Annotated in this window: 10 protein-coding genes; 5 read left to right on the top strand and 5 right to left on the bottom strand. The window is 76.6% G+C overall.

The genetic code is table 11. The features are described from left to right. Positions 1 to 132: 132 nt before the first annotated feature. Positions 133 to 1,173: a tyrosine-type recombinase/integrase gene (locus MN205_RS04445; RefSeq protein WP_242124678.1), complete on the top strand. Its 1,041-nt coding sequence runs from the start codon at positions 133 to 135 to the stop codon at positions 1,171 to 1,173. Positions 1,174 to 1,240: 67 nt separating this feature from the next. Here the strand turns inward: MN205_RS04445 and MN205_RS04440 are convergent, their stop codons facing one another. Further along, positions 1,241 to 2,293, bottom strand: coding sequence for a TerC family protein (locus MN205_RS04440; RefSeq protein ID WP_374115842.1), 1,053 nt, complete (start codon positions 2,291 to 2,293; stop codon positions 1,241 to 1,243). 248 nt (positions 2,294 to 2,541) lie between these two features. Further along, on the bottom strand, positions 2,542 to 3,768 hold the full coding sequence (locus tag MN205_RS21510; RefSeq protein WP_242124674.1) for a CdaR family transcriptional regulator: 1,227 nt from the start codon (positions 3,766 to 3,768) through the stop codon (positions 2,542 to 2,544). 267 nt (positions 3,769 to 4,035) lie between these two features. On the opposite strand from MN205_RS21510, the gene MN205_RS04430 reads away from it, so the two are divergent. The 4 genes from MN205_RS04430 to MN205_RS04415 all read left to right on the top strand — a co-directional run bounded on the left by MN205_RS04430 (position 4,036) and on the right by MN205_RS04415 (position 8,217). Then, positions 4,036 to 5,388, top strand: coding sequence for a M15 family metallopeptidase (locus MN205_RS04430; RefSeq protein ID WP_242124672.1), 1,353 nt, complete (start codon positions 4,036 to 4,038; stop codon positions 5,386 to 5,388). Next, positions 5,388 to 6,242 carry a glycerophosphodiester phosphodiesterase family protein gene (locus MN205_RS04425; RefSeq protein WP_374115834.1) on the top strand — a complete coding sequence of 285 codons (855 nt, stop codon included), beginning with the start codon at positions 5,388 to 5,390 and terminating at the stop codon, positions 6,240 to 6,242. Before MN205_RS04430 ends, MN205_RS04425 begins: the two co-directional genes overlap by 1 nt. 41 nt (positions 6,243 to 6,283) lie before the next feature. Next, positions 6,284 to 7,675, top strand: a complete 1,392-nt coding sequence (locus MN205_RS04420) for an MFS transporter (RefSeq protein ID WP_242124668.1) — start codon at positions 6,284 to 6,286, stop codon at positions 7,673 to 7,675. Positions 7,676 to 7,869: 194 nt separating this feature from the next. Continuing rightward, positions 7,870 to 8,217 (top strand): RNA polymerase-binding protein RbpA, encoded by a 348-nt coding sequence (locus MN205_RS04415; protein ID WP_242124666.1) that lies wholly within the window; start codon positions 7,870 to 7,872, stop codon positions 8,215 to 8,217. Between the two features lie 81 nt (positions 8,218 to 8,298). Here MN205_RS04415 and MN205_RS04410 read toward each other — a convergent pair whose 3' ends face one another. From MN205_RS04410 to MN205_RS04400, 3 genes are all read right to left on the bottom strand, one after another. Further along, complete coding sequence (locus MN205_RS04410; protein ID WP_308220234.1) at positions 8,299 to 8,994, bottom strand: FxsA family protein; 696 nt, start codon at positions 8,992 to 8,994, stop codon at positions 8,299 to 8,301. Continuing rightward, on the bottom strand, positions 8,991 to 10,685 hold the full coding sequence (gene lnt / locus MN205_RS04405) for an apolipoprotein N-acyltransferase (protein WP_242124663.1): 1,695 nt from the start codon (positions 10,683 to 10,685) through the stop codon (positions 8,991 to 8,993). Before lnt ends, MN205_RS04410 begins: the two co-directional genes overlap by 4 nt. 499 nt (positions 10,686 to 11,184) lie before the next feature. Then, a complete protein-coding gene (locus tag MN205_RS04400; protein ID WP_374115841.1) occupies positions 11,185 to 12,780 on the bottom strand; it encodes an amidohydrolase in 1,596 nt (531 codons plus the stop codon). Positions 12,781 to 13,023: the final 243 nt, after the last annotated feature.

Raw genomic sequence — 13,023 nt, 5'->3', positions numbered from 1 at the left:
TCCACCACGACGATCAGCGACGGCCACTTCACGCCTTCACGTCTCTGTGTAGTGGTTCGGGAATTAGTTTTTCATTATTTTACCCGCGAGAACCAGATTTTCTCTTGAGGTGGAACGAAGTAGAGTGCAACCATGATCACTCCTGGTGACGACCGCGACGGGGCGGTGACGGACGCCTCGGACTGGGACCCGCCCACGGCTCCGCTGCCCGAAGCCACCGACCCCGTCTCCCTCGAGGCGTGGTTCGTGGGGCTGCCCGCAGCCCACCGGGACGGTCGCGCCCCCGCCACCTGGCGCGCCTACGCCGGGGACCTCTCCCACTTCGCGGGCTGGTGCCTCGCCGAGCACCGCCCGGCGCTGCCCTCCGACGGCCCCACCGTCGCCGCGTACCTGGAGGCCCACGCGGAGCTGCTGACCCTGGCCACGCTGCGCCGGCGCCTGGCCGCCATCAGCGTCGCGCACAGCCTGATCGGGATCGCCCGGCCCACCGCCGCCGACGAGGTGCACGCGGCGTGGACACGCCTGCGCCGCCGGTACGGCCCCACCCAGCAGGTCCGGCGCGTGGACGCGGTGCTCACCCGCACCCTCGGGGACCTCGTCGCCCCCCTGCAGACCGGATCCGTGATGGACGCGCGCGACCGGGCCCTGCTGGTCATGGGGTTCGCCGGGGCGCTGCGCCGCTCCGAGCTCGCCGCCCTCGACGTCGAGGACGTGACCCGCACCCCCGAGGGGCTGCGGGTCGTGGTGCGGGGTCGCCCCGACGCCGCCGACAGCACGCGCAGCGGCGCCCGGCAGGTGGACCTGCCCCACGGCAGCCACCGCGAGACCTGCCCGGTGCGTTCCTGGGAGGCGTGGCTGGAGCTGTCGGGCGTGCGCACGGGGGCGGCGTTCCGGTCCATGACCAAGGGCGGCCGCTCGCTCAAGCCCCGGCGCATGACCGGTGAGGCGGTCGCCGAGGTCGTCAAGCGGCGAGCCGCGGCCGTGGGCATCGACCCGACCACGGTGGCCGGGCACAGCCTGCGCGCCGGGTTCGTGACCTCGGCGGTGCGCTACGGGGTGCCCGAGCGCTCCATCATGCGCCAGAGCGGGCACCGCTCCCCCGCCTCCCTCGTGGCCTACTCCGAGGGAGCGGTCGTGCCGCAGGAGAACCCCGCCTCCCGCGTCGGCCTGTAGCCGCGAACGCCCGCGCGGGAGGCGGACGCGCCGGGGGNNNNGCCGGCCCCCGGGTGTCGCGGGAGGGTCAGGGTCGCCGGTCGCCGCTGGCGGCGCGGGATCCCGTGGCGTCGTGACCGGTGCCGTCCGCGCTGCCGCGGGCAGCGCCGTCGACGCTGCCGTCGACGCGGTCGCCGGTGGTGGCGCTGAGCTCGTCCTGCTCGCGGTCGCGCGCGGGGTCGTGCTCCTCGGCCTCCACGTGGGGGGCGGGCTTGCGCAGGCTGAGGACGATGGCGAGGGTCAGCGAGACGATGATGACGGCGAGGCTGAGCCAGGTGGGCACGTGCGGGATGGCCGGGCTGATGATCTCGTGGCCCGCCTGGAAGAACAGCTTCACGCCGATGAAGGCGAGGATGAAGGCCAGCGCCTTGCTGAGCAGGTGGAAGCGCTCCAGGAGGCCGGAGAGCAGGAAGTACAGCGCTCGCAGGCCCAGGATGGCGAAGGCGTTGGACGAGTAGACGATGAACGGGTCGCTGGTGACGGCCAGGACGGCGGGGACGCTGTCGACGGCGAAGAGGAGGTCGGCGGCCTCGATGGCCGCGACGACGGCGAGCAGCGGGGTGCCGAAGCGCTTGCCGGCTTCCTTGATGAAGAACTTCTGGCCGTGGTACTCGTCCTTCAGGGGGATGATCTTCTTCAGGAGGCGGACGCCGAAGTTCTGGCTGGGGTCCATCTCCTCGTCGTCGTCCTTGAGCATCTTCCACGCCGACCAGAGCAGGACGGCGCCGAAGACGAACAGGACGGCGGTGAAGCGCTCGACGATGGCGACACCGAGACCGAGGAAGATGCCGCGGAAGACGAGGGCGCCGAAGACGCCGAAGAACAGCACGCGGTGCTGGTACTCGCGCGGCACCTTGAAGTAGCCGAAGATGAGCGCGAAGACGAAGAGGTTGTCGACGGACAGGCTCTTCTCGAGCAACCAGGCCGTCGTGTAGGCGGTGCCGGCGTCGACGCCGTAGACGGCGAAGATGATGCCGCCGAAGATCAGGGCGATGGCGACCCAGACGGCGCTCCAGATGCCTGCTTCCCGGAACCCGATGACGTGGGCGCCGCGGTGGCCCAGCAGGTCGACGAGGAGCATCACCACGACGACCGTGGCGAACGCCCCCCACGCCCACAGGGGCACGTCGAGGTTGAGCTCCACCAACTGCCTCCTAGTTCGGTGCGTGTCGTTCGGTGCGTGTTCGCAGGTGCCGCGGCCGCGCCGGGGTGGGCGTGGCGGGCTCCCCCTCCATGGTGCGGGCCGCCGGCTGATCCGGCCCGGTCGGGAGACGGACGACCTCCCACCCCCTTCCTTGCCGGGACTCGGCAAGGAAGGGGGTGGGAGGGTCACGTCTCGGTGTCGTCCGGCCAGCCGAGGGCGCGGGCGGCGAGGACGGCGGCCTGCAGGGCGAAGCGGCCGGCGGCGTCGGTGGGGTCGGCGCCGGTGAGGTCGCGCAGCCGCGTCAGGCGGTAGGTGACGGCCCGGACGGACAGGTGCAGGCGGCGGGCGGTCTCCGTGGCGTTGCCGCCGGCGGCGAGGTACGCCTCGACGGTGTGCAGGTACGGCTCCGCCCCGCCGCGCACCTCGCGCAGGGGTTCGAGCAGGGTGCGCACCAGGTCGCGGGCGGCTGCCCGGTCGCGCAGGAGGACCTCGTGGACGACGAGGTCGGCCGTGTCGGCGACAGGGTCGCGCCAGTGCAGGCGGCGGGCGAGGTCGAGAGCGCGACGGGCCTGGTCGTAGGACTGCACGACGGCCCCGCCACCGGTGCCGGGGCGGCCGACGCCGGCGCGCCAGCCGGTGCGGGCGGGCGGGCCGAGGACGCCGCGCAGCTGCTCGAGGACCTCTCGGACGGCCTCGCGGTCGGGGGCGGCGGAGACGACGACGATGGCGCCGTCCTTGGTGGCGACGAGGGCGTCGGCATCGGCGGTGCTGCCCTGCAGGCGCCGTTCGAGGGTGGCCAGGAGGGCGGAGCCCTCGGTGTAGGCGGCGTCGGCGCGCACGACCGTCACGGTGTGCGGCGCGGCGAGGTCCAGGCCGTAGCGCTGGGCGCGGGCGACGAGGCCGGCGGCGTCGGAGGTGCCGGTGAGCAGGTCGTCGACGAACTCGCGGCGGGCGGACTCCTCGCGGCGCACGAGCTGGCGACGGGCGAGCTGGTAGCCCTCGGTGAGGGCGGCGACGGCGTCGTCGGAGGCGCGCAGGAGGACCTCCCCGGCGTCGACGACGGCGCCCGGGTCGGTGCCGGTGGCGGCACCGGCCACGGGCGGCAGGTGCCGCCACAGGCGCCAGGCGGCGGACAGGTAGAGGTCCAGCAGCGCGCGCAGGGCGACGCCGGCCCCGGCGGCCTGCTCGCCGACCGCGCGGTAGCGGGCGGTGCGGTGGGCGGGCAGCCGGCGGCGGTCCAGGACGGCGGTCCAGACGGCGTCGAGGAAGTCGCCGAGGAGGGCGGGGTCGACACCGCCCGCGTCGTCCGCGGCGGCGGCGGCGACAGCGGGCAGGGTACCGGGAGGCGGGGTGGACGCAGCGGGTTCACCCGCGGGACCGGTGGGGCCGGGTGTCGTTCGGCCGGGCTGCACGGTGCGACTCTGCCAGCTGCGGGCCGCGGGTGCGGGGGTGGCCTCCGGCAGGCTCCGTCGGTGCCTGTGGGTGTGAAAGTTGTCACAGCGGGTGTCCACAGCTTCGTGTCGGTGGTCGAGCTGCCGACACCGCGGGGGGTAGTCTCCCGGCCGGACGGGCCTGCACGGGTCCTCCACACCGGTGTCGTTCCGGCGCCGGGCCAGCCAGGTGCCTGCCGCCGACCGAGTCCGCTCGCTGACCAGACCCGCGCCCCCGACCCCCTGGACGTGCTGATCGTGCTGATGCCCTCCCGCGACGTCGTCGCCCCCTCCTCCCCCGCGAGCGCCTGCGCCGCCGGCCCGGTCCGTCCCGGTGGGCGCAGCCGGCGCGCCCGCCGTCCCGTGGCGCTGCTGGCGTTCGCGGCGCTGGGCGCGGGCTGCCTGGGTGTGGGGGTGCCGCAGGGTGCGGCGGTGGCCTCTCCGGTGGGTGCCGTGCAGGCCCCCTCGGCGGAGGAGCTGACGGCCGCGCGCGAGGCGGCGGAGCGGTCGCGGGCGGCGGCCGACTCGGCGCAGGAGCAGCTGGCGGCGGCGCAGGCCGCGCTGGACGCGCTGGCCGCGCAGGCGGGTGCGGCGCTGGAGCGGTACCAGACGGCGATGGAGGCCCAGGCCGCCGCGGTGGCCGAGGAGGCCGCGCAGCGCCAGCGGCTGGCGGAGGCGGAGGCCACGCTGGCGGAGGGCAAGAAGGACCTGGGGCAGTGGGCCTCGCAGGCGTACCGCGAGGGCGGGTCGCTGCGGGAGTACTCGAGCCTGGTGACCGCGCTGCAGCAGACCCCGACGGACGAGACGGCCAGTGCGCTGGCGTCCGTCAAGCGCATCGGTGACGGGCGCAGCAGCGCGGTGGACGCCTACGAGGAGGCGCAGCGGGTGCAGGCCGACGCCACCGCGCGCGCCGAGGCGGCGGCCGCCGAGGCGCGCACGCAGGCGGAGCTGGCGGTGGCCGCCAAGCAGGAGGCCGACGCGCTCGTGGCGCGCCAGCGCGATGAGGTGGCTGGGCTGGCGACGCTGCAGCAGACGGCGGCGGGCACGGCGCTGACCGACGAGCAGCGCGCGGCGAACCTGGAGAAGGCGAAGCTGGAGGCGGAGGCGCGCGCGGCCGCGGCCGCCGCCACCGCGGGTGCGTCGGGCACGTCGGTGTCCGGCGAGCTGGTCGGGCCGGTCGGCGAGTGCGCGGGTGCGTCCACGGCGGGGTACGCCAACGGGTTGATCCCGCGCAGCGCGCTGTGCCCGATCTGGGCCGCACCCGGTCACGTGCTGCGCGCGGACGCGGCCGAGGCGTTCAACCGGCTCAGCCAGGCGTACTCGGAGGCGTTCGGAACCCCGTTGTCGGTGACGGACTCCTACCGGACGCTGGCGGGGCAGATCGACGTGGCGCGGCGCAAGCCGGGTCTGGCGGCGCGTCCGGGCACCAGCCGGCACGGGCTGGGCATCGCGGTGGACCTGGGCGGCGGGGTGCAGAACGCCTCCTCGGCACAGCACCAGTGGATGGACCGCAACGCGGCGCTGTACGGGTGGATCAACCCGGGGTGGGCGCAGAACCGCGGCGGCCAGTTCGAGCCGTGGCACTGGGAGTACGTCGGCTGATGTCGTCGCCGGCGCCGGGAGCGCCGGTGCTCTCGGCGCGGGCGGGTGCGGTGCCGAGGCCACCGGCGCGGCACCCGTTCTGCGAGCACCCCGGCCCGCTGGCGGTGGCGCACCGCGGGTTCGCCCCCGACGGCGGGGAGAACACGCCGGCGGCGTTCGCGGCCGCGGTGCGGCTGGGTTTCCGGTACCTGGAGACGGACGTGCGTGCCACGGCGGACGGGCGGCTGGTGGCGTTCCACGACGAGCGGCTGGACCGCGTCAGCGACGTGTCCGGGCGGCTGGCGCAGCTGCCGTGGTCCGTGGTGCGCCGCGCGCGCGTGGACGGCGGCGAGGAGGTGCCGCTGCTGGAGGACGTGCTCGGCTCCTTCCCGGCGGCGCGCTTCAACGTGGACGTGAAGACGCCGGTGGCGCTGGCGGGGCTCGGCGAGGTGCTGCGACGCACCGGTGCCCACGGGCGGGTGCTGCTGACGTCGTTCAGCGAGCGGCGGCGGCGGGCGGCGCTGGCGGTGGCCGGGCGGGACGCGGGCGGGGCGGCACCGGCGACCTCCGCGAGCCTGCCGCTGACGGCGGCGGCGCTGGCCGGTGTGCGCGCGCACCGCGCCGCGCTGGTGCGGACGGCCCTCGGCGGGGTGGACGCGGTGCAGGTGCCGGTACGCCACCGCGGGGTGGCGGTCGTCTCCGAGGCGTTCGTGGACGCGGTGCACCGCGCGGGTGCGCAGGTGCACGTGTGGACGGTGGACGAGGCGGTGCAGATGCACGCGCTGCTGGACCTGGGGGTGGACGGGCTGATCACCGACCGGGCGGACGTGCTGCGCGAGGTGCTGCTGGCGCGCGGGCAGTGGGTGCCGGCGTGAGCTCGCCCGCTCCTCCCCCGCCGACGCCGTCCCCTGCGGCCGTGTCGGCACCGGGTCCGCTGCAGCGGGCGCGGCGCAGCTGGTACGTGTACGACTGGGCGAACTCGGCGTACGTGACGACGACGCAGACGGTGCTGTTCGCGCCGTACTTGACGGTGCTGGCGCGCCGGGCGGCGTGCGGGCCGGTCACCGAGGGTTGCACGCGCACCCTGTCGGTGCTGGGTGTGCAGGTGGCCCCGGGTTCGCTGGCGCTGTACACGACGACGGTGGCCACGCTGCTGTCGGCGCTGCTGCTGCCGTTCGCCGGGGCGCTGGCGGACCGGGTGCGCCGCCGCAACCGGCTGCTGGGCGCGTTCGCGTGGCCCGGTGCCGCGGCAGGCACCGCGATGGTGGCGCTGGGCGGGGACCGGTGGGAGCTGGGGGTGCTGCTGGCGGTGGTGGCGACGCTGTCGCTGACGGCCTCCAGCGTGGTCAACGACGCCTTGCTGTGCGACGTGGCGGAGCCCGCGGAGCGTGACGCGGTCTCCTCGCGCGGGTGGGCGGCCGGGTACCTGGCGGGTTTCCTGCTGCTGGGGCTGAACCTGGCGGTGGTCTCCTCCCCGGGCGCGCTGGGACTGGACGACGAGGGCGCGGTGCGCGTGTCGCTGGCGTCGGCGGGCCTGTGGTGGGGGGTGTTCACGCTCGTGCCCGTGCTGGGCCTGCGGAACCTGCCGCCGCGGGCGGTGCCGTCGGACGGCGGCGCTCGCACCGGGGGTGGGCGGACCGGGGCGGTGGTGGCGCCGCTGCGGCAGTTGGTGCGCACGCTGCGCGGCCTGCGCGGCTACCCGCAGGCGCTGCGCTTCCTGCTGGCGTACTGGGTGTTCAACGACGGCATCCAGACGGTGGTGGCGGCCGCGAGCGTGTACGGGCAGGAGGAGCTCGGCTTCGGCTCGGCGCAGCTGATCACGACCGTGCTGATCGTGCAGGGCGTGGCGTTCGGCGGTGCCCTGGCCTTCGGCTGGGCGGCGCGGCGGGTGGGTGCGCAGCGCGCCGTGCTGGGCGGGCTGGGGCTGTGGGTGCTGGTGGTGCTGGCGGCGTTCGCGGTGCCGCGCGGGGCGTTCGGGGCGTGGCTGGCGCTGGCGGTGCTCATCGGGCTGGTCCTCGGCGGCACGCAGGCGCTGGCGCGCTCGATGTTCAGCCGCCTGGTGCCCGTGGGCGCCGAGGCGGAGTACTTCGCCCTCTACCAGGCCGGTGAGCGCGGCACGAGCTGGCTGGGCACCCTGGTGTTCGGGCTGGTCGCGCAGCTGACGGGCTCCTACCGGCCGGCGCTGGTGGCGCTGCTGGTGTTCTTCGTGGTGGGTGCGTGGCTGCTGGCGCGCGTGGACGTGGCGGCCGGGGCCCGGCAGGCCGGCCAGGTCGAGCAGGTCGAGCAGGTCGCGGCGGAGCCGAGCTGAGGGGCGCGGCGCAGCACTACGTGCGGCCACAACTACATGACTCTGAGCTACTTCATCACTCCGCTGCGCACACGACCTCCACACGTTCGCCGACCTCGCGCAGGAACAGGCGCCCTCCGCGCGGCGTTCTACCCGGCGAGTCCCCTTCCCCCCGGGTCCGCGGGAGGGCAGGGAACCGTACGTGGGGAGGTCACATGAGCGAGCGCAACCTGCGGGGGTCCCGTCTCGGGGCCGCCAGTCTCGAGAGCGAGTCCGGCGTCGAACTGGCCGAGCGCCAGCAGATCAGCTACCACTGCCCCAACGGCCACACCACCGTGGTGCCCATGTCGCTGGAAGCCGACGTGCCCGCGCTGTGGGAGTGCCGTTGCGGGGCGGAGGCGCTGCGCACCGACACCGAAGCCCCCGAGAAGAAGAACGGCAAGCCCGCGCGCACGCACTGGGACATGCTCCTGGAGCGGCGCACCATCGCCGAGCTGGAGGTCCTGCTGGACGAGCGCCTGGAGCTGCTGCGCAGCCGGGAGCTCATCAAGCGCAGCGCCTGAGCAGCGCACCGGCGAGACGGGGCCGGCCCACCGCGACGGTGGGCCGGCCCCGGCGCGTTCCGGGGGGCTGTGCGGGCCGACTCACCCGCGGTGGCCGCGCCGCTCCCACGAGCCGGGCACGTCGCGGTCGTCGTCGACGAGCTCGCCCTCGACGACCTCGCCGTCCACCGAGTCCTCGTCCACCGAGTCCTCGTCCACCACCTCGCCCCGCACCACGGGCCCGCGCGCCCCGGGCCGTCCGGTGCCCGGGTGCGCGCCCGGGACGGCGTCCGGGTCCAGCCCCGCCCGGCGCAGCGCACGGCGCACCCGTGAGCGCACCAGGCGCACGGCGAGCCGGCGCAGCAGCGCCCGGGTCGGCGGCAGCAGGCACACCAGCGCGAGGACGTCGCTGAGCACCCCCGGCAGCACCAGCAGCGCTCCCCCGGCTCCCACGAGCACGGCGTCACCCACCCGGCCCGCGTCCGGCGCACCCGCCGGGACACCGGGGAACACCCCGGGGAAGGGCTGCGCGCCGGTGCGCAGCGCCCCCAGCGCGCGCCGGCCCGCGCGGCGCAGCACCAGCGCACCCGCGAGGGTCTCCACGAGCAGCAGCGCCAGCACACCGGCACCGGTGATCACGTGCGACAGCTGCGCCAGCAGCCACACCTCCACCGCCAGCAGCGCCAGCACACCCACCAGCACCGCCGGGACCCAGCGGCGCGCCCGCCGCCCGGCCGTGGCCGTGCGTGCACCGGGGCGGGGGCCGGGCTGAGGGCCGGGCCCCACGGGCAGGCTCACAGCGTCACCGGGGTGCCGGTGCGCCGGGCGGCGGACGCGCCGGTGCCCGCGCGGCCGCCGCGACCGCGCACCGGGCGCGGACCCCGGCGCGCCGTCAGCGCCAGCAGCAGCCCCGCGGCGCTCAGCCCCAGCTCCGGTGCGGCGCCCACGCGGGTGGCCAGCGTCTGCGTCGAGCGCAGCGCCACGTCCCCCTGCAGGACGGCGGTGGTGAACAGCGACGTCTCCTGGTGCGCGACGCCGTCGGGGGTGATCAGCGCGCTGACGCCCACGGTGGAGATCTGCACCACCGCGCGCCCGGACTCCACCGCCCGCAGCCGCGACATCGCCAACTGCTGCACCGCCTCGTCGGAGTAGCCGAAGGTGGCGTTGTTCGTCTGCACCACCAGGAACCGCGCCCCCGCGCGCACGGCGTCGCGCACCGTGTCGTCGAAGGCGACCTCGAAGCAGATGACGTCCCCCACGGGCACCGTGCGCCCGTCGGCCAGCGGAACGCGCAGCACGCCCACGGAGTCGCCGTGCACGAAGTCGCGGGTGACCAGGTCCACCTTGTCGGTGAACGTCCGGAAGAACGCGCGGTGCGGCACGTACTCGGCGAACGGGGCCGGGCGCTGCTTGACGTAGTGGCGGCCGGGGTCGTCCAGGGCGCCGTCGAGACCGTCCTCGGGCGTGGCGAGCAGGCCGGTGTTCGACACGAAGCGCCCCGGGCCGTCGACGACCGCACCCACCAGCACCGGGGCGTCCACGGCCTGCACGGCACCCTCGATGACGCGCTCGGCGTCGGCGTTGCCGTAGGGGTCGATGTCGCTGGAGTTCTCCGGCCACAGCACCAGCTCCGGCTGGGGCGCGTCACCGGCGGCGACCTGCTCGGCCAGGGCCCGCGTGGCGCGGGCGTGGTTGTCCAGCACGGCGCGGCGCTCGGCGTTGAAGTCCAGACCCGCGGCCGGGGTGTTGCCCTGCACGGCGGCGACCCGGACGGTGCCGTCCTCGGCGGCGGTGGGCCGCGGCACCAGCGCACCGGCGGCGGTGACGGCGGCGGCGGCCAGCACCGCCGCGGCCGCCGGCAGCACCCGCGGGGTCCCGCGCACCGCCCCGGGCGGGGCCGGCAGGCGCAGCAGGGCGCGCACGCCCGCGGCCAGCAGCGCACCGGCCAGCGCGACGGCGAAGGTGACCAGGGCGGTGCCGCCCAGGGCGGCCAGCGCCACGGTGGGCGCGTCCGCCTGGGAGAACGCCAGCCGGCCCCACGGGAACCCCTCGAACGGCCCCCGCGCCCGCAGCGCCTCCACACCCGTCCACCCGCAGGCCACGGCCAGCGGCCCCAGGTGCGCCCGCGCGCGCTGCAGGCGCGGCAGCAGCGCCCCCAGGAGGGCGTAGAACGCCGCGCACGCCGTGGCCAGGGCCGTCCACGGCAGCAACCCGACGTAGGTGCCGCTCCACGCCAGGTGCGGCACCAGGAACGCCCACCCGAACAGCAGCCCCGCCAGAGCGCCGCGGCGTGCCCGCACCCCACCGGTGGCCAGCGTCAGCAGCGCCACGCCCACCGGTGCGCTCCACCACCAGCCGGCGGTGCTCAGCGCCCCGGGGAAGGAGGCCCACACGGCCAGGCCGCCGCTCACCGCCAGCAGCGCCGACCCCAGCGGTGCGGGGCTCGGCGGGAGGGTGCTCACCGGGGTGGGGCGGGGGATGCGGGGCACCGCTCGAGGGTACGCGTCCACGCGCACCGCCGGGCCGCACGAGGCAGCCCGGACGGCGTGGTCAGCGCGGACGTGGCCGGGTGGGCGAACAGGCCGGGCCCGCCGCGCCCCTCGTGCCGTCGTGCACCCCGTCGGCTACGAGGTGCACGCCGTTGTCTAAGGGCGTGCGGACCCGACCCCGCCCACTCCGGCCGGTCGGCCGGCACCCGCCGTCGCAGGTGGTGCGGCTGCGGCGGCGGGTGATCGGCCGGACCGGCCGGCTTCCCCGTCGTGGGCTGCCTGGACGAAGCTACTCGGACACGCTGCGCTGTCAACCTGGCCCTGACCTGCGGTGACGCCCGTCGCCGCAGGTCAGGGCACCGCCGTCCGCCGCCGATCCGCGCCCGGACGCGGCGTGTCGGACGCTCGGCGCGGGTGTGTCCAGCGCGTGACCTCCGCGTGGCGACGACCCGACGGGGCCCCGGTGGGAGGTTCCTCGACCGCCCGGTCAGCCGTCCGCTCAGCCGTCCAGGGCGTCGTGCACCAGCACGCCGTCGACGGCCGTGCGCAGGCAGCGGGGGGTGGGTGCGCCCGGGGAGAGGTCCGGCAGGCCGGGGGTGCCCGAACGGGCGTCGGTGCTCCAGCCGGACAGGCGCCGGTCCGGGGCCTGCACGACCAGGTCCCCGGCCGACCACAGCGCGTAGGTCGCCGGTGCACCCGGCCGCAGCACCCCCGGGTGGGCGCGCCCGGCCAGGCGGTGCCCACCGCGCGTGTGGGCCAGGAACGCCGCCCGCACGGACACCGCGTGCTCCTCGCGGTGCGGGAACGCGGCGGCGCGCACCGCGCCCCACGGGTCGAACGGCGTCACGGGGCTGTCGGAGCCCAGCGCCAGCGGCACCCCGGCCGCGGCCATCGCCGCGAAGGGGTGCAGCGCCGCGGCGCGCGCCGGACCCAGCCGGCGTTCGTACAGACCACCCGGCCCGCCCCAGACGGCGTCGAACGCGGGCTGGGCCGAGACCCCCACCCCCAGGGCCGCCAGCGCGGCGACCACGTCGGCGCCGGCGGCCACGGCGTGCTCCACGCGGTGCCCGCGCGCCGCGACCGCGGCCGCACCCTGCTCGTCGGCGACCGCCCGCAAGGCACCGGCCAGCAGGTCCAGGGCGGCGTCGCCGATGGCGTGGAAGGCGGCCTGCACCCCGGCGGCCGTGCAGGCCCGCAGGTGCGCGCGGACCGCCTCCGCGTCCAGGTGCAGGCTGCCCCGGGTGCCGGGGGCGTCGGCGTAGTCCCGGTGCAGGGCGGCGGTGCGCGAGCCCAGGGAACCGTCGACGGACAGGTCCCCGCCCAGGCCGGCCAGCACCACGCCGTCGGCGGCGAACGCGTCCAGGACCGCGCGGGCCTCCTCCGCGTCGGTGACGGCCTGCGCGTGGTAGGGCACCACCGCCGGCAGCGGCTCGCGGCCGGCGGCGCGTTCGCCGGGCGCACCGGGGCCGGCCAGCGCCACCAGGGCGGGCAGGTCCCCCGGCGGCCCGAACGCGGCCGCGGACATCTCGTGCACGGTGCCGATGCCGGTGGCGGCCGCCGCGCGCAGGGCGGTGCGGCGGGCCGCGTCGGCGGCCGCGGGGCTCAGCGCCGCCCAGCGGGCCGCCAGCGCCGCGTGGTGCTGCGCGCCGCGCACCAGCGCGTCCTCCCCGTGCCCGGTGCCGCCGGCGGGCAGGCCCGCGCGCGCGGCGAGCGCGGTGGAGACGAGGGCGCTGTGCCCGTCGGTGCGCGACAGGTGCACGGGGGCACCGGCGCCGGCCGCGTCGAGCTGGGCGCGGGTGGGCAGCGCGGGAACGGCCCACCGGGTCTCGTCCCAGCCGGCACCGGTGATGAGCTCCCCCGGCCGCGCGCGCACCGCGGCGGTGACCGCGTCCAGCACGTCCTCCGCCGACCGCGCCGCGGACAGGTCCACCCCGGTGGTGCGCAGACCGGTCTCGGTCAGGTGGACGTGGGCGTCGACGAAGGCGGGTGTGACGAGCGCGCCGTCGAGCTCGACGACTTCCTCGTCCCCCCGCGTCCAGGCGCCGGCCGCCTCGTCCGGACCCACCCACGCGATGGTGCCGCCCTCGACGAGCATGGCGGTGGCGAAGGGGTCGGCGGGGCTGTAGACGGCGCCGCCGCGGTACAGCCGCCGCGCACCGGGTCGGGGAGCGTGCACCTGCGCAGAGTAGGCAGAGCGGCCCGGGTCATCGCTCACGGGTCCACGCAATATTTGTTCATATCCTGTGGTTTCGACTTACTTTACCCGCGAGAACCACAAGTTACATTGAACTCATGGGCGGCTCCACACGTGCGTCGGGGCCCGGCCGATCCTCCGGCC

Origin of the sequence: Kineococcus sp. TRM81007 (assembly GCF_022669155.1) — a bacterium.
Classification (GTDB): Bacteria; Actinomycetota; Actinomycetes; order Actinomycetales; family Kineococcaceae; genus Kineococcus.
The sequence above is the reverse complement of the archived record's forward strand: the minus strand, read 5'-3'. Positions and strand labels throughout refer to the sequence as shown.